The organism is Ideonella sp. WA131b, from assembly GCA_023657425.1.
Classification (GTDB): Bacteria; Pseudomonadota; Gammaproteobacteria; order Burkholderiales; family Burkholderiaceae_C; genus Rubrivivax.
Map to the genome: position 1 here is coordinate 886,898 of JAGTJW010000002.1, position 14,778 is coordinate 901,675.

The following is a 14,778-nucleotide window of genomic DNA, read 5'->3' on the forward strand; positions in this document are numbered from 1 at the left end:
GCGTCAACCCTTCAGTTCGTCGAGTTCCTCGACGTTGATTGACGCGCGGTTGCGGAACAGCACGACCAGGATCGCCAGTCCGATGGCCGACTCGGCTGCGGCCACCGTGAGGATGAAGAAGACCATCACCTGCCCGGCCATGCGGTCGGCCTCCAGGGGCAGGAAGTGCGAGAAGGCGATGAAATTCAGATTGACGGCCAGCAGCATCAGCTCAATGGCCATCAGCAGCACGATCAGGTTGCGGCGATTCAGGAATATGCCCGCCACCGACAGCGCGAACAGGATGCCGCCGAGGCTGAGGAAGTGGCCCAGCGTGAGGCCGCCCAGTGTGGCCGTCATGTCGCGCTTCCTTCCTGCCTGGGCGCAGCATCGGGTGCTGAAGGCTGCTCGACCGTCGGCGCGATCTTGACCAGGCGCACGCGGTCGGCCTTCTTGGCCTTGACTTGTTCGCCCGGGTTCATGTGCTTGCTGTCCTTGCGCTCGCGCAGCGTCAGGGCAATCGCGGCGATGATGGCCACCAGCAGCAGCACAGCGGCCAGCTGCAGCGGATACAGGTAATCGGTGTAGATCTCGATGCCCAGAAGCCGGGTGTTGCCGATCTCGATCTCGCGCGCCGTCGGCGCCGGTGCGCCCCCCTGGAAGCCGCGCATGAGCACCAGCGCCATCTGCAGCGCGATCAGCGCGCCCACAAAGCCGGCCACCGGCAGGTGCTTGTAGAAGCCGTCTCGAAAGGCGTCGGAATTGATGTCGAGCATCATCACCACGAACAGGAAAAGCACCATCACCGCGCCCACGTACACCAGCACCAGGGCGATGGCCAGGAACTCGGCGCGCAACAGCATCCACAGGCAACTCGCGCTGAAGAAGGCCAGCACCAGGTACAGGGCCGCGTGCACGGTGCTGCGCGCGGTGATGACCCGCAAGCCCGCGAACAGCAGGACCGCCGAAAAGACGTAGAAGAGGGCAGTGATGGAGTTCATCGAGTCAGACACCCGTTCGCCCTGAGCCTGTCGAAGGGCTGTGTTCGAAGCGGGGCTTCGACAGGCTCAGCCCGAATGGATTGTTTCTAGTCACCGATTGGGATGGAAATCAACGGAACTTCGCGTCGGCGGCACGGGCGGCAGCGATGTCCTTCTCGTAGCGGTCGCCCACCGCGAGCAGCATGTCCTTCGTGAAGTAAAGGTCGCCGCGCTTTTCGCCGTGGTACTCGAAGTGGTGTGTCTCGACGATGCTGTCGACCGGGCAGCTTTCCTCGCAGAAGCCGCAGAAGATGCACTTCGTGAGGTCGATGTCGTAGCGCTTGGTGCGGCGGGTGCCGTCGGCGCGGACCTCGCTCTCGATGGTGATGGCCATCGCCGGGCACACGGCCTCGCAGAGCTTGCAGGCGATGCAGCGCTCCTCGCCGTTCTCGTAGCGGCGCAGCGCATGCAGGCCGCGGAAGCGCGGGCTTTGAGGCGTCTTTTCTTCGGGAAACTGCACGGTGATCGTCGGCGACAGGAAATGCTTGCCGGTGATCCTGAGGCCCTTGAACAGTTCGACCAGCATGAGGCTGGACAGCACATCCTTGACCGCGGTTAGGGTGCTCATCGCTGGGTCTCCATCAGAGGGGCTTGAACACGCTGAAAGGCGTCTGCATCCACAGGCCCACCACGACCAGCCAGATCAAGGTGATCGGAATGAAGACCTTCCAGCCCAGCCGCATGATCTGGTCGTAGCGGAAGCGCGGGAAGGTGGCGCGCACCCACAGGAACATGGTGACGACGACAAAGACCTTGGCCGCGAACCAGAACCAGCCCCAGGCTCCGGTATCCGGCAGAAAGCCCACCGGCGACGACCAGCCGCCCAGGAACAGCAGCACGGTCATCGTGCTGACGAGGATCATGTTCGCGTACTCGGCCAGGAAGAACATCGCGAAGCTCATGCCCGAGTACTCGATCATGTGGCCGGCGACGATCTCGCTTTCGCCCTCGACCACGTCGAAGGGGTGGCGGTTGGTCTCGGCCAGGCCGGCGATGAAGAAGATCACGAAGATCGGCAGCAGCGGCAGCCAGTTCCAGCTGAGAAAGGTGAGCCCCATGTCGGCAAAGTGGCCGCGCTGCTGCTGCGCCACGATGTCCGACAGGTTCATGCTCGCCGACACCATGAGCACGACGACGAGGCAAAAGCCCATGGCGATCTCGTAGCTCACCATCTGGGCCGACGCGCGCAGCGCGCCCAGGAAGGCGTACTTCGAGTTGCTGGCCCAGCCGGCAATGATGACGCCGTAGACCTCCAGGCTCGTGATGGCCATCAGAAACAGCAGGCCGGCGTTGATGTTGGCCAGCGCGAGATCAGGCCCGAACGGCACCACAGCCCACGCCGCCAGCGCGGGCATGATGGTCATGACGGGGCCGAGGAAGAACAGCGGCTTGTTGGCCGCCGTCGGGCGAACGATCTCCTTGAAGATCAGCTTCACGGCATCGGCGATGGGTGTGAGAAGGCCGTAGGGGCCCACGCGGTTGGGGCCCGGCCGGATCTGGCTCCAGCCGATGGCCTTGCGCTCCCACAGCGTGAGGTAGGCGACGCAGCCCATGAGCGGCAGCACGACGGCGACGATCTTGATGAGCGTCCAGATCACGAGCCACAGCGTGGGGCCCAGGGCCGCGTTGGCGGCGGCGTGCAGCGGCTCGAACATCAGGCCTTCTCCACGGTGAGGGTGCCGAACATGGCACCCAGGGCCGCCGTGACCGCGTGACCGGCAGCCACGCGCACGGCGGTGGCGGCAAGCGTGTCGTCGCAGCGTGCGGCGAGCACCGCCATGCCCTCACCTTGCGTGATGCGCACGCGGTCGCCCTCGACCAGGCCCAACCGGGCCCACAACGCAGGCGGGATGCCCGCCACCAGCTCGCGCGCGTCGGCCGTGAGCTGCAGCGAGCTCGCGCGGCGCACGATCATGTCCGTGGCGTAGATGGGAACGTCGGCGATGCGCTCCAGGCCTTCCGGGGCCGCACGCAGCGCAGCGGGCGAGGGCTCGACCACACTGCCGTTGTCCAGACGCCTGGCGAGCTCGGCCGTGTCGCCCAGCGCCTCGGCGCGCACCGCCTCGGAGCTTTCTTGCCCAAACCCCGACAGGCCCAGCAGGTTGCCCAGCACGCGCAGGATCTTCCACCCCGGGCGCGTTTCGCCCAGCGGCTTGATGACGCCGTGGAAGGCCTGCAGCCTGCCCTCGGCGTTGACGAAGCTGCCACCGGTCTCGGTGAACGGCGCCGTGGGCAGCAGCACGTCGGCTGCCTGGCCCAGGGCGCTTTCGGGTCCGTCGAAGAAGGGCGTCATCGCCACCACGAGGCCCGCCTGCGAGAGCGCGGCCTGCGTGGCGGTGGCGTCGGCGCCGTCGAGCAAGGGTTCGGTGTTCAGCAGCAGCAGCGCCTTCATGGGCTGCGTCAGCATCTGAGCGGCGTTCAGGCCCCCCGGGCCGGGCAGCGCGCCGACGAGTTGCGCGCCGACGGCGTTGGCGCCCTCGCCCAAGTAGCCCACGGTGGCCCCCGTCTGCGCGGCGATCCACTGCGCCACGGCCAGGATCTGCGCAGCCTGAGGGTGCTGCGCAGCGGCGTGGCCCAGGAGCAGCGCCTTGTGCGCGCCGCTGGCCAGCAGCTCGGCCACCGCTTGCGCATGGGGGCCGGGGGTGGCAGGCAGCGGCGCCGGCACGCCGGCCAGCCGCGCGACGGCCGCGGCCACGTCGGCCAACTGCTGCAGCCACTGCGACGGCGCGGCGGTGAGCGTGGCGGTCACCGGCAGCGCCCAGTCGTCATGCACCGCGTTCAGGCTGGCGATGCGCGCGCCGCGTTTCGCGGCCTGGCGCAGGCGTTGTGCGAACAGCGGGTGGTCCTTGCGCAGGAAGCTGCCGATGACGAAGGCACGGTCCAGCGTCGCCAGACTTGCTATCGAACGGCCCAGCCAGCGCGCCTTGCCCGGTGGCGCGGCGTTGCCGAAGTCAGCGTGGCGCAGGCGGTGGTCGATGTTTTCGCTGCCCAGGCTGCGCATCAGCTTGGCCAGCAGGTGCAGTTCTTCCACGGTGGCCATCGGGTGCGCCAGCGCGCCCATGTGCGCGCTGCCGAACTCGGACTTCACCCGCTTGAGGCCCTGGGCCACGTAGCGCAGCGCGGTGGTCCAGTCGACGGCCTGCCACTGCCCGCCCTGCTTGATCATCGGCTGCTGCAGCCGAGCGGGCCCGTTCAGCGCCTCGTAGCTGAAGCGATCGCGGTCGGCGATCCAGCACTCGTTGACGTCCTCGTTCTCCAGCGGCACCACGCGCATCACGGTGCCGGCCTTGACCTGCACAACGAGGTTGGCGCCGGTGCTGTCGTGCGGCGAGACCGACTTGCGACGGCTGAGCTCCCAGGTGCGCGCGCTGTAGCGGAAGGGCTTGCTCGTGAGGGCGCCGACCGGGCAGATGTCGATCATGTTGCCCGACAGCTCGCTGTCGACCGTGCGGTCTTCGACCGTGGTGATCTCGCTGTGCTCGCCGCGGTGGATCATGCCCAGCTCCATCACCCCGGCCACCTCCTGGCCGAAGCGCACGCAACGGGTGCAGTGGATGCAGCGGGACATCTCTTCCATGCTGATCAGCGGGCCGACGTCCTTGTGCTCGACGACGCGCTTTTCCTCGGCGTAGCGGCTGGCGCCGCCGCCGTAGCCCACCGCCAGATCCTGCAACTGGCACTCGCCGCCCTGGTCGCAGATGGGGCAGTCCAGGGGATGGTTGATGAGCAGGAACTCCATCACCGACTGCTGCGCCTTGACCGCCTTGTCGGACTTGGTGCGCACCACCATGCCGTTGGTGACCGGTGTGGCACAGGCCGGCATGGGCTTGGGCATCTTCTCGATGTCGACCAGGCACATGCGGCAATTGGCTGCGATGGACAGCTTCTTGTGGTAGCAGAAGTGCGGCACGTAGATGCCGGCGGCATCGGCCGCGTGCATGACCACGCTGCCGTCGGGAACCGTGACGGTCTTGCCGTCGATGTGGAGCTCGGCCATGGTGCTACGCGGTCTGCGGCACAGCGCAGGTCTTGTGCTCGATGTGGTGCGCGAACTCGTCGCGGAAATGCTTGAGCATGCCTTCAACCGGCATGGCGGCGGCGTCACCCAAGGCGCAGATCGTGCGACCCTTGATGTTGGCCGACACGCTGTCGAGCAGCGCCAGGTCGTCGGCCCGGCCCTGGCCGTGCTCGATGCGGTGGATCACCCGCCACAGCCAGCCCGTGCCCTCGCGGCAGGGCGTGCACTGGCCGCAGCTCTCGTGCTGGTAGAAGTACGACAGGCGCAGCAGGCTCTTCACCATGCAGCGGGTGTCGTTCATGACGATGACCGCGCCCGAGCCCAGCATGGAGCCTGCCTTGGCGATGGCGTCGTAGTCCATCGTCAGGTCCATCATGATGTTCGCGGGCAGCACCGGGGCCGACGAACCACCGGGGATCACGGCCTTGAGCGAGCCGCCCTTCACGCCGCCGGCCAGCTCCAGCAGCTTGGCAAACGGCGTGCCCAGCGGGATCTCGAAGTTGCCGGGCTTGTTGACGTCGCCCACCACGCTGAAGATCTTGGTGCCGCCGTTGTTGGGTTTGCCGCACTCGAGGTAGGCCTGGCCGCCGTGGTTGATGATCCACGGCACCGCGGCGAAGGTCTCGGTGTTGTTGATGGTGGTGGGCTTGCCGTAGAGGCCGAAGCTCGCCGGGAACGGCGGCTTGAAGCGCGGCTGGCCCTTCTTGCCCTCGAGGCTTTCGAGCAGCGCGGTCTCTTCGCCGCAGATGTAGGCGCCGAAGCCGTGGAAGGCGTGCAGCTGGAAGCAGAAGTCGCTGCCACCGATGCGGTCGCCCAGCATGCCGGCGGTGCGGGCCTCGTCCAGCGCCTGCTCAAAGCGCTCGTAGATCTCGAAGATCTCGCCGTGGATGTAGTTGTAGCCCGTCTTGATGCCCATCGCATAAGCGGCGATGGCCATGCCCTCGATGACGATGTGCGGGTTGTAGGCGAGGATGTCGCGGTCCTTGCAGGTGCCGGGCTCGCCCTCGTCGGAGTTGCACACCAGGTACTTCGCGCCCGGAAAGGCGCGCGGCATGAAGCTCCACTTCAGGCCCGTGGGGAAGCCTGCGCCCCCGCGGCCGCGCAGCGCGCTGGCCTTGACCTCGGCGATGACCTGATCCTGCGTCATCCCCGGGCCGCCGTCCAGGCCGAGGATCTTCTTCAGCGCCGAGTAGCCGCCACGCGCCACGTAATCGGCGTAGCGCCAGTTGCGACCATCCAGCCCCGCGTAGATCTGCGCGCCGATGTGGCGGTCGTGGAAGCAGCTCTCCGTGCCCTTGGCCTGGAACTTCGACAGGTCGAGCGTGGGGTTCATTGGGGCTGCGCCTTCAGGAAATCGAGCAGCTCGTCCAGGCGCTCGTTGGTCATGAAGCTGAGCATCTGGCGGTCGTTGACCAGCATCACCGGCGCGTCGGCGCAGGCGCCCAGGCACTCGCTGGGCTGCACGGTGAAGGTGCCGTCGGCCGTGGTGCCGTAGGGCTCGACGCCCAGCCGCTTGCACACGTGTTGCAGCGCCTGTTCGCCATCGCGCAGCGCGCACGGCAGGTTGGTGCAGACGTTGAGCTTGAAGCGCCCCACCGGCTGCTGGTTGTACATGTTGTAGAAGGTCGTCACCTCGTGCACCGCAATCGGTGGCATGCCCAGGTACGCGGCGATCGCGTCCTCGGCCTCGGTGCTGACCCAGCCCTGCTCCTGCTGCACGATGGCCAGACAGGCCATCACGGCCGAGACCTTTTGCTCGGGTGGGTACTTCGCCACCTCACGGTCGAACCGTGCTCTCGTGGCATCGCTCAAATGCATCATCGATCGATCTCGCCAAACACGACGTCCATCGTGCCAATGATTGCCACCGCGTCGGCGATCATGTGGCCGCGTGCCATCTCGTCGAGCGCGGCCAGGTGCACGAAGCCGGGCGGGCGGATCTTCAGCCGGTAGGGCTTGTTGGCCCCGTCGCTCACGATGTAGATGCCAAACTCACCCTTGGGGTGCTCCACCGCGGCGTAGGCTTCGCCCTCGGGCACGTGCATGCCCTCGGTGAACAGCTTGAAGTGGTGAATCAGCTCCTCCATGTTGGACTTCATGTCCACGCGCGAGGGCGGCGCCACCTTGTGGTTGTCGGTGATCACAGGGCCGGGGTTGGCGCGCAGCCAGTCCACGCACTGCCTGACGATGCGGTTGCTCTGCCGCATCTCCTCCACGCGCACGAGGTAGCGATCGTAGGTGTCGCCGTTCACGCCCACGGGCACATCGAAGTCCATGCGGTCGTAGACGTCGTAGGGCTGCTGCTTGCGGAGATCCCACGCAATGCCGCTGCCCCGCAGCATCGCGCCGGTGAAGCCGAGGTTCAGCGCGCGCTCCGGGCTCACGACGCCCACGCCCACCGTGCGCTGCTTCCAGATCCGGTTGTCGGTGAGCAGGGTCTCGTAGTCGTCGACGTTCTTCGGAAAGCGTTGGCAGAAATCGTCGATGAAGTCCAGCAGGCTGCCCTGGCGATTGGCGTTGAGCGCCTTGATGGCCTTCTCGTTCTTGATGCGGCTCACCTGGTACTGCGGCATGCGCTCGGGCAGGTCGCGGTAGACGCCGCCCGGGCGGAAGTAGGCCGCGTGCATGCGCGCGCCCGACACCGCCTCGTACATGTCGAAGATGTCCTCACGCTCGCGGAAGCAGTAGATGAGGATGTTCATGGCCCCGCAGTCGAGGCCATGGCAGCCCAGCCACAGCAGATGGTTGAGCAGCCTTGTCAGCTCGGCGTACATGACGCGGATGTACTGCGCGCGCTCGGGCACCTCGATGCCCAGCAGCTTTTCGATGGCCAGGCAGTAGGCGTGCTCGTTGGCCATCATCGACACGTAGTCGAGGCGGTCCATGTAGGGCAGGCTCTGGATGTAGGTCTTCTGCTCGGCCAGCTTCTCGGTGGCGCGGTGCAGCAGGCCGATGTGCGGGTCGGCGCGCTGGATGACCTCGCCGTCGAGCTCGAGCACCAAGCGCAGCACGCCGTGCGCGGCCGGGTGCTGGGGCCCGAAGTTCAGGGTGTAGTTCTTGATCTCAGCCATGGAAGCTCAGGCGCGGGTAGCGGCCATCAAGCAGAAGCCACGGATCCGGCTCTGCCGGGCCGTCGGCGAACGGCCCCCTCGGGGGGTAGCGAACGAAGTGAGCTTGGGGGCTCATGACAATCCGCCGTAGTTGTCTTCGCGCACCACGCGCGGCACGTTCTCGCGCGGCTCGATGGTCACGGGCTGGTAGATCACGCGCTTGGTCTCGGCGTCGTAGCGCATCTCGACGTGGCCGCTGACCGGGAAGTCCTTGCGCATCGGGTGGCCGATGAAGCCGTAGTCGGTGAGGATGCGGCGCAGGTCCTCGTGGCCCTCGAAGAGGATGCCGAAGAGATCGAAGGCCTCGCGCTCGAACCAGTTGGCGGCGTTCCAGACCTCGTTGATGGACGGCACGGCGGGCAGGTCGTCGTCGGGGCAGTGCACGTGCACGCGCAGGCGCCAGTTCAGGCTGACCGAGAGCAGGTGCGAGACCACGGAGTAGCGTGGGCCTTCGGTACCCTCGTTGCGGTACTCCGACCAGTCGACGCCGGCCAGGTCGATCAGCTGCTCGAAGCGAAGCTGCGGGTCATCGCGCAGCCTGCGCGCCACGTCGGGCCAGCGGGCCGCCGGCACGGTGATCGTGATCTCGCCGCGGTCGCGCTTCAGCGCAGTGACGGCATCGCCGAGCACGCTCGTGAGCGTCGCCTGCAGGGTGTCGAGCTTCAGGGTCATCGGGTACTTCCGGGCACCAGGGTCAGCGCGCGATGGTGTTCTCGCGGCGGATCTTGGCCTGCAGCTGCAGGATGCCATAGAGCAGCGCCTCGGCCGTGGGCGGGCAGCCGGGCACATAGACGTCCACCGGCACGATGCGGTCGCAGCCACGAACGACGCTGTAGCTGTAGTGGTAGTAGCCGCCGCCGTTGGCGCAGGAGCCCATGCTCAGCACCCAGCGCGGCTCGGCCATCTGGTCGTAGACCTTGCGCAGCGCCGGCGCCATCTTGTTGCACAGTGTGCCGGCGACGATCATCAGGTCGCTCTGGCGCGGGCTCGGGCGAAACAGCATGCCGAAGCGGTCGATGTCGTAACGCGCGGCACCGGCATGCATCATCTCCACGGCGCAGCACGCGAGGCCGAAGGTCATCGGCCACAGCGAACCCGTCTTGGACCAGTTGACGAGCTTGTCGACCGAGGTGGTGACGAAGCCTTCCTTCAGAACGCCTTCAATGCCCATGCTGCTGCTCCGACTGCTGACCGCCGACGTTCATTGCCCGTCACTCCCAATCGAGGGCACCCTTCTTCCACTCGTAGATGAAACCGACCACGAGGATGGCCAGGAAGATCATCATGGCCCAGAAGCCTGACGCCCCGATGTCGTGCAGCGACACCGCCCACGGGAAGAGGAAGGCGATCTCGAGATCGAACAGGATGAACAGGATGGCCACGAGGTAGTAGCGCACGTCGAACTTCATGCGCGCGTCTTCGAAGGCCTCGAAGCCGCACTCGTAGGGGCTGTTCTTGGCCGCGTCGGGCCGGTTGGGGCCGAAGATGAAGCCCAACACCTGCGGCGCCACGCCAACGCCGATGCCCACCAGGATGAACAGGATCACGGGCAGGTAGGCTTGGAGGTCCATCGCGGTGTCAATCCAACGTCAGCCAAAACACGGCCAAGAAAAAGCGCGCCTTCAGATTGACCTTGAAGGGCCCCCTTGAAGACTGCGAGAGGCTCAAGGCACTGGGCGCGCTGATGATGCGTAACCGGTGCTGCAACGGACCGTTCTGAGGACCTGGTGCCGACGGCGAGACTCGAACTCGCACAGCTTTCGCCACTACCCCCTCAAGATAGCGTGTCTACCAATTTCACCACGTCGGCACGGTGCCCTCGGGAGGGTCCGTCTAGCGTCTTTGCCGCCCGGTTTGCGTGAGGAACTGGCTCCCCGGACAGCCGCGCATTCTAGCCACAAACGAGGGGGTTTCCCCTCGTTCGCGACACCCCGTCACCGCGAGGCCGCGGGCGCGGCAGGCTGCGCCGGGACCGCCCCCGGTGCGGCCGGCGCGGCCGGGATCGCACCCGGGATGGCGCCCGGCACACTGGCTGCGGGCAGCGGCGCGTCGAGCACGCTGCCACCCGGTGTCGAGCGCGCGACCTTGCCGGTGGAGCTGAGGTAGGTGATGGCCAGCGTGCACACGAAGAACACGGTGGCGCAGGCGGCCGTCGAGCGCGACAGGAAGTTCGCGCTGCCGCTGGCGCCAAAGAGGCTGCCCGAAGCGCCGCTGCCGAACGAGGCGCCCATGTCGGCGCCCTTGCCGTGCTGCACCAGCACGAGGCCGATCATCACGATCGCCGTGATCACTTGCAGGGCCAGCAGGAGGGTCAACCAGATTTGCATGATGGATCGGAAGCGTTGGAACTCGAAGAAGGCAGCGGCGGCGTCAGCCGCCAGCGCGCACGATGGCGATGAAGTCGGCCGCCTTCAGCGAGGCACCGCCGATGAGGCCGCCATCGATGTCGGGCTGCGCGAAGAGCTCGGCCGCGTTGTCGGCCTTGACGCTGCCGCCGTAGAGGATGCGCATCGCGTCACCGCGGCCGGTGGCGGCCTGCAGCTGAGCGCGAAGCAGCGCGTGGACCTCCTGCGCCTGCGCTGGTGTGGCGGTGCGGCCGGTGCCGATGGCCCACACGGGCTCGTAGGCCACCACCATTTCGGCCGCGCAGTGCGCGAGCTGGTGGATGACGACGGAGAGCTGGCGCTTGACGACCTCGGCCGTGGCGCCCGCCTCGCGCTCGCCGAGTGTCTCGCCGACGCACACGATGGGCGTGACGCCGCGGCCCAGCGCGGCCTGGGCCTTGGCGGCCACCAGCGCGTCGCTCTCGGCGTGGTAGGCGCGGCGCTCGCTGTGGCCCACCAGCACGTAGCGGCAGCCCAGCTCCTGCAGCATCGCGGCCGACACCTCGCCGGTGTAGGCGCCCTGCGCGTGGGCCGACACATCCTGCGCGCCCCAGCGCAGGTCGCTCGCGGCCAGTGCGATGGCGGTGTCGGCCAGGTAGACGAAGGGCGTGCACACGGCCACGTCGCAGCCAAAGGGCCGGGCGGCCAGCACCTGCGCCAGCAGATCGGCATTGGTGGCGCGGCTGCCGTGCATCTTCCAGTTGCCGACGACGAGCTTGCGACGGAGGGGCATGGCGGCGGTTCCCGGGTTCGACACGGGGTCAGGCCCAGCTCAGCACGAGCTTGCCGATGTGCGTGCCGGACTCCATCAACGCGTGCGCGTCGGCCGCGGCGCCGGGCTCGGCGGCCTGGAACACACGATGGATCACGGGCCGCACGCGGCCGGCCTCGAGCCAGGGCCAGGCGTGCGTGCGCAGTTCGCGCGCGATGTGGGTCTTGTAGGCGATGCTGCGCGGGCGCAGCGTGGAACCGGTCACGGTGAGGCGCTTGCGCAGCACCAGGCCCGCGTCGAAGGCGCCGCCGTTGCCACCCTGCGTCGCGATGATGGCCAGCCGGCCGTCCTCGGCCAGGCACTTCAGCTCGCGCAGCACGTACTCGCCAGCCACCATGTCCAGCACCACGTCGGCGCCGCGGCCAGCGGTCACGCGCCGGGTTTCCTCGGCAAAGTCCTGGGTGCGGTAGTTGATGCCGTGGTCGGCGCCCAGCGCCACGCAGGCCGCCACCTTCTCGTCGCTGCCGGCGGTGACGATGACCCGTGCGCCCAGCGCCTTGGCCAGCTGGATGGCGGTGACGCCGATGCCACTGGAGCCGCCCTGCACCAGCAGCGTCTCGCCGGGCTGCAGGCGCGCGATCTGGAACACGTTCTGCCAGACGGTGAAGAAGGTCTCGGGCAGGCTCGCCGCCTCCACCATCGTCAGCCCCGTGGGCACCGGCAGGCACTGGCCCACCGGCGCGGTGCAGACCTCGGCGTAGCCACCGCCCGCCACCAGCGCGCAGACCGCATCGCCCACGGCCAGGCCGGCCGCGGCGAGCTCGGCCGCGTCACCGGCGATCACGGTGCCGGCCACTTCCAGGCCCGGCAGGTCGCTCACGCCGGGCGGCATGGGATACAGGCCCTTGCGCTGCAGAACATCAGGCCGGTTGATGCCGCTGGCCTGCACGGCGATCAGCAGCTCGCCGGCCTTCAGCTCGGGCCGCGGCCGCGTGCAGGCGCGCAGCACCTCCGGACCGCCCGGCTGGGCGATCTCGAAGGCGCGCATGCCGGCGCTGGCCGCTGCACCCATGAACCGTGTCACTCCGGCTGCTTCGGCGGCTCGGCAGCGGGCGCGGCGTCGGCGGCCGGGGCATCGCCCGGGCCACCTTGGCCGCCCTCGGCCGGCGCGGCATCGCGGCGCGGGCGATCGTCACGGTCGCTGCGCTCGCGGCGCGGGCGGTCCTCACGGTCCCGACGCGGCCGATCGTCGCGGTCGCGGCTGAAGCGCTCGCGCGGGGCCTCTTCCGGCATGCCCTCGGGCCGCTCGAGCAACGACTTCATGCTGAGCTTGATGCGGCCCTTCTCGTCGGTCTCGAGCACCTTGACCTGCACGACCTGGCCTTCCTTCAGGAAGTCCTCGACCTTTTCGACACGCTGGTGCGCGATCTGGCTGATGTGCAGCAGGCCGTCCTTGCCGGGGAGGATGTTCACGAGCGCGCCGAAGTCCAGGATCTTGGTGACCGGGCCTTCGTAGACCTTGCCGATCTCGGCCTCGGCCGTGATCTCGGCGATGCGCTTCTTGGCGTACTCGGCCTTCTCGGCCTCGGTGCTGGCGATGGTGATGGTGCCGTCCTCGCCGATGTCGATGGTGCAGCCCGTCTCCTCGGTCAGCGCGCGGATGGTGGCACCACCCTTGCCGATGACGTCGCGGATCTTCTCCGGGTTGATCTTCATCGTGTACAGGCGCGGGGCGAACTTGCTCACCTCTTCCTTGGCGCCGCCCACGGCCTCGACCATCTTGGAGAGGATGTGCAGGCGCGCTTCCTTGGCCTGCGCCAGCGCCACCTGCATGATCTCCTTGGTGATGCCCTGGATCTTGATGTCCATCTGCAGGGCCGTGATGCCGCCGTTGGTGCCGGCCACCTTGAAGTCCATGTCGCCCAGATGATCTTCGTCACCCAGGATGTCGGTCAGCACCGCAAAGCGGTTGCCTTCCTTGATCAGGCCCATGGCGATGCCGGCCACGTGCGCCTTCAGGGGCACACCGGCGTCCATCAGGCTCAGGCAGCCGCCGCAGACGCTGGCCATCGAGCTCGAGCCGTTGGACTCGGTGATCTCGCTGACCACGCGCAGGGTGTACGGGAACTCTTCCTTGCTCGGCAGCACCGCCACCAGCGCGCGCTTGGCCAGACGGCCGTGGCCGATCTCGCGGCGCTTCGGCGAACCCACGCGCCCGGTCTCGCCGGTGGCGAACGGGGGCATGTTGTAGTGCAGCATGAAGCGGTCTTCGAAGTCGCCCGCCAGCGCGTCGATGCGCTGCGCATCGCGCTCGGTGCCCAGCGTGGCGGCGACGAGCGCCTGCGTCTCGCCGCGCGTGAACAGCGCCGAGCCGTGGGTGCGCGGCAGCACCGAGGTACGGATCTCGATCTGGCGCACCGTGCGCGTGTCGCGGCCGTCGATGCGCGGCTCGCCGGCCAGGATCTGGCCGCGCACGATGGCGCTCTCGATGTTGAACAGCAGGCCCTCGACCTCGACCTTGTCGAACTCGATGCCCTCGGCCTTGAGCGCCGCGAAGACGTTGCTCGTGACCTCGCGGCAGGCCTGCGTGCGGGCCTGCTTGCTGCGGATCTGGTAGGCCGCGCGCAGCGGGCCCTCGGCCAGCTCGCTGACCTTGGCGATGAAGGGCTCGTTCTTGGCCGGGGCCTGCCACTGCCACTCGGGCTTGCCGGCGTCGCGCACCAGCTCGTTGATGGCGTTGATGGCGATCTTGCCCTGGTCGTGGCCAAAGACCACGGCGCCGAGCATCACTTCCTCGCTCAGCTGGTCGGCTTCCGACTCCACCATCAGCACGGCGGCCTCGGTGCCGGCGACGACGAGATCCATCTTGCTGTCGGCCAGTTGCGTCTGGCCGGGGTTCAGCACGTACTCGCCGTTGATGTAGCCCACGCGCGCGGCGCCGATGGGGCCGTTGAACGGGATGCCGCTGATCGCCAGCGCGGCACTGGTGCCGATCATGGCGGCGATGTCGGCCTGCACCTCGGGGTTGAGGCTCAGCACGTGCACGACGACCTGCACCTCGTTGAAGAAGCCGTCCGGGAACAGCGGGCGAATCGGGCGGTCGATCAGGCGGCTGGTCAGCGTCTCCAGCTCACTCGGGCGGCCTTCGCGCTTGAAGAAGCTGCCGGGGATCTTGCCGGCGGCGTAGGTCTTCTCGATGTAGTCGACGGTGAGCGGGAAGAAGTCCTGCCCGGCTTTGGCCTCGGACTTGGCGACGACGGTGGCCAGCACCACGGTGTCGTCCATGCTGACGAGCACGGCACCCGTGCTCTGGCGGGCGATCTCGCCGGTTTCCAGCGTGACGGTGTGCTGGCCCCACTGGAACGTCTTGGTGACCTTGTTGAACAGGCTCATGCGATGTCTTCCTGGTTAGGAGGTGGGCAGCGCAATGCCATTCCAGTGAGACCCCTCGTGGAGATGCCGTTGGAATGACACAGCTCTTGCGGCCCTGGGTTGGGTAAACGGTGACAGGGGGCGCCGAACCATCGGCAGCCCC

Annotated in this window: 15 protein-coding genes and 1 tRNA gene; all 16 read right to left on the bottom strand. The window is 67.7% G+C overall.

Annotated features, from left to right (window positions below; translation table 11 throughout):
• Positions 1-3: 3 nt before the first annotated feature.
• On the bottom strand, positions 4-339 hold the full coding sequence (gene nuoK, locus KA711_14135) for an NADH-quinone oxidoreductase subunit NuoK (protein MCM0610109.1): 336 nt from the start codon (positions 337-339) through the stop codon (positions 4-6).
• Positions 336-980 carry an NADH-quinone oxidoreductase subunit J gene (locus KA711_14140; protein ID MCM0610110.1) on the bottom strand — a complete coding sequence of 215 codons (645 nt, stop codon included), beginning with the start codon at positions 978-980 and terminating at the stop codon, positions 336-338. The genes nuoK and KA711_14140 overlap by 4 nt, the downstream gene beginning before the upstream one ends.
• Before the next feature lie 109 nt (positions 981-1,089).
• Positions 1,090-1,587, bottom strand: coding sequence for an NADH-quinone oxidoreductase subunit NuoI (gene nuoI, locus KA711_14145; protein MCM0610111.1), 498 nt, complete (start codon positions 1,585-1,587; stop codon positions 1,090-1,092).
• Positions 1,588-1,600: 13 nt separating this feature from the next.
• Positions 1,601-2,674 (bottom strand): NADH-quinone oxidoreductase subunit NuoH, encoded by a 1,074-nt coding sequence (nuoH, locus tag KA711_14150; GenBank protein ID MCM0610112.1) that lies wholly within the window; start codon positions 2,672-2,674, stop codon positions 1,601-1,603.
• Complete coding sequence (locus KA711_14155) at positions 2,674-5,016, bottom strand: NADH-quinone oxidoreductase subunit G (protein MCM0610113.1); 2,343 nt, start codon at positions 5,014-5,016, stop codon at positions 2,674-2,676. Before KA711_14155 ends, nuoH begins: the two co-directional genes overlap by 1 nt.
• Positions 5,017-5,020: 4 nt before the next feature.
• Positions 5,021-6,370 (bottom strand): NADH-quinone oxidoreductase subunit NuoF, encoded by a 1,350-nt coding sequence (gene nuoF / locus KA711_14160; GenBank protein MCM0610114.1) that lies wholly within the window; start codon positions 6,368-6,370, stop codon positions 5,021-5,023.
• Positions 6,367-6,855, bottom strand: a complete 489-nt coding sequence (locus KA711_14165; GenBank protein MCM0610115.1) for an NAD(P)H-dependent oxidoreductase subunit E — start codon at positions 6,853-6,855, stop codon at positions 6,367-6,369. The genes nuoF and KA711_14165 overlap by 4 nt, the downstream gene beginning before the upstream one ends.
• Positions 6,855-8,108, bottom strand: a complete 1,254-nt coding sequence (locus KA711_14170; GenBank protein ID MCM0610116.1) for an NADH-quinone oxidoreductase subunit D — start codon at positions 8,106-8,108, stop codon at positions 6,855-6,857. Before KA711_14170 ends, KA711_14165 begins: the two co-directional genes overlap by 1 nt.
• A gap of 111 nt (positions 8,109-8,219) precedes the next feature.
• Positions 8,220-8,819 (bottom strand): NADH-quinone oxidoreductase subunit C, encoded by a 600-nt coding sequence (locus tag KA711_14175; GenBank protein MCM0610117.1) that lies wholly within the window; start codon positions 8,817-8,819, stop codon positions 8,220-8,222.
• Between the two features lie 22 nt (positions 8,820-8,841).
• Positions 8,842-9,318: an NADH-quinone oxidoreductase subunit B gene (locus KA711_14180; protein MCM0610118.1), complete on the bottom strand. Its 477-nt coding sequence runs from the start codon at positions 9,316-9,318 to the stop codon at positions 8,842-8,844.
• Positions 9,319-9,358: 40 nt separating this feature from the next.
• On the bottom strand, positions 9,359-9,718 hold the full coding sequence (locus KA711_14185; GenBank protein MCM0610119.1) for an NADH-quinone oxidoreductase subunit A: 360 nt from the start codon (positions 9,716-9,718) through the stop codon (positions 9,359-9,361).
• Positions 9,719-9,872: 154 nt separating this feature from the next.
• Positions 9,873-9,957, bottom strand: a tRNA-Leu gene (locus KA711_14190).
• A 124-nt stretch (positions 9,958-10,081) separates the two neighbouring features.
• A complete protein-coding gene (secG, locus tag KA711_14195) occupies positions 10,082-10,474 on the bottom strand; it encodes a preprotein translocase subunit SecG (GenBank protein MCM0610120.1) in 393 nt (130 codons plus the stop codon).
• Positions 10,475-10,517: 43 nt separating this feature from the next.
• Entirely contained in the window at positions 10,518-11,264 is a 747-nt protein-coding gene (gene tpiA, locus KA711_14200; GenBank protein ID MCM0610121.1) for a triose-phosphate isomerase, read from the bottom strand.
• Between the two features lie 28 nt (positions 11,265-11,292).
• Positions 11,293-12,291: an NAD(P)H-quinone oxidoreductase gene (locus tag KA711_14205; GenBank protein ID MCM0610122.1), complete on the bottom strand. Its 999-nt coding sequence runs from the start codon at positions 12,289-12,291 to the stop codon at positions 11,293-11,295.
• 32 nt (positions 12,292-12,323) lie between these two features.
• Positions 12,324-14,636, bottom strand: coding sequence for a polyribonucleotide nucleotidyltransferase (gene pnp / locus KA711_14210; protein ID MCM0610123.1), 2,313 nt, complete (start codon positions 14,634-14,636; stop codon positions 12,324-12,326).
• Between the last annotated feature and the right edge of the window lie 142 nt (positions 14,637-14,778).

Excerpts from the sequence above, each read along its gene's own strand:
- nuoH (MCM0610112.1), bottom strand. The coding sequence starts at position 2,674 with ATGTTCGAGCCGCTGCACGCCGCCGCCAACGCGGCCCTGGGCCCCACG.
- nuoK (MCM0610109.1), bottom strand. The coding sequence starts at position 339 with ATGACGGCCACACTGGGCGGCCTCACGCTGGGCCACTTCCTCAGCCTC.
- KA711_14155 (MCM0610113.1), bottom strand. The coding sequence starts at position 5,016 with ATGGCCGAGCTCCACATCGACGGCAAGACCGTCACGGTTCCCGACGGC.
- KA711_14175 (MCM0610117.1), bottom strand. The coding sequence starts at position 8,819 with ATGACCCTGAAGCTCGACACCCTGCAGGCGACGCTCACGAGCGTGCTC.
- KA711_14170 (MCM0610116.1), bottom strand. The coding sequence starts at position 8,108 with ATGGCTGAGATCAAGAACTACACCCTGAACTTCGGGCCCCAGCACCCG.
- KA711_14165 (MCM0610115.1), bottom strand. The coding sequence starts at position 6,855 with ATGCATTTGAGCGATGCCACGAGAGCACGGTTCGACCGTGAGGTGGCG.
- KA711_14180 (MCM0610118.1), bottom strand. The coding sequence starts at position 9,318 with ATGGGCATTGAAGGCGTTCTGAAGGAAGGCTTCGTCACCACCTCGGTC.
- KA711_14140 (MCM0610110.1), bottom strand. The coding sequence starts at position 980 with ATGAACTCCATCACTGCCCTCTTCTACGTCTTTTCGGCGGTCCTGCTG.
- tpiA (MCM0610121.1), bottom strand. The coding sequence starts at position 11,264 with ATGCCCCTCCGTCGCAAGCTCGTCGTCGGCAACTGGAAGATGCACGGC.
- nuoI (MCM0610111.1), bottom strand. The coding sequence starts at position 1,587 with ATGAGCACCCTAACCGCGGTCAAGGATGTGCTGTCCAGCCTCATGCTG.
- KA711_14205 (MCM0610122.1), bottom strand. The coding sequence starts at position 12,291 with ATGCGCGCCTTCGAGATCGCCCAGCCGGGCGGTCCGGAGGTGCTGCGC.
- secG (MCM0610120.1), bottom strand. The coding sequence starts at position 10,474 with ATGCAAATCTGGTTGACCCTCCTGCTGGCCCTGCAAGTGATCACGGCG.
- pnp (MCM0610123.1), bottom strand. The coding sequence starts at position 14,636 with ATGAGCCTGTTCAACAAGGTCACCAAGACGTTCCAGTGGGGCCAGCAC.
- KA711_14185 (MCM0610119.1), bottom strand. The coding sequence starts at position 9,718 with ATGGACCTCCAAGCCTACCTGCCCGTGATCCTGTTCATCCTGGTGGGC.
- nuoF (MCM0610114.1), bottom strand. The coding sequence starts at position 6,370 with ATGAACCCCACGCTCGACCTGTCGAAGTTCCAGGCCAAGGGCACGGAG.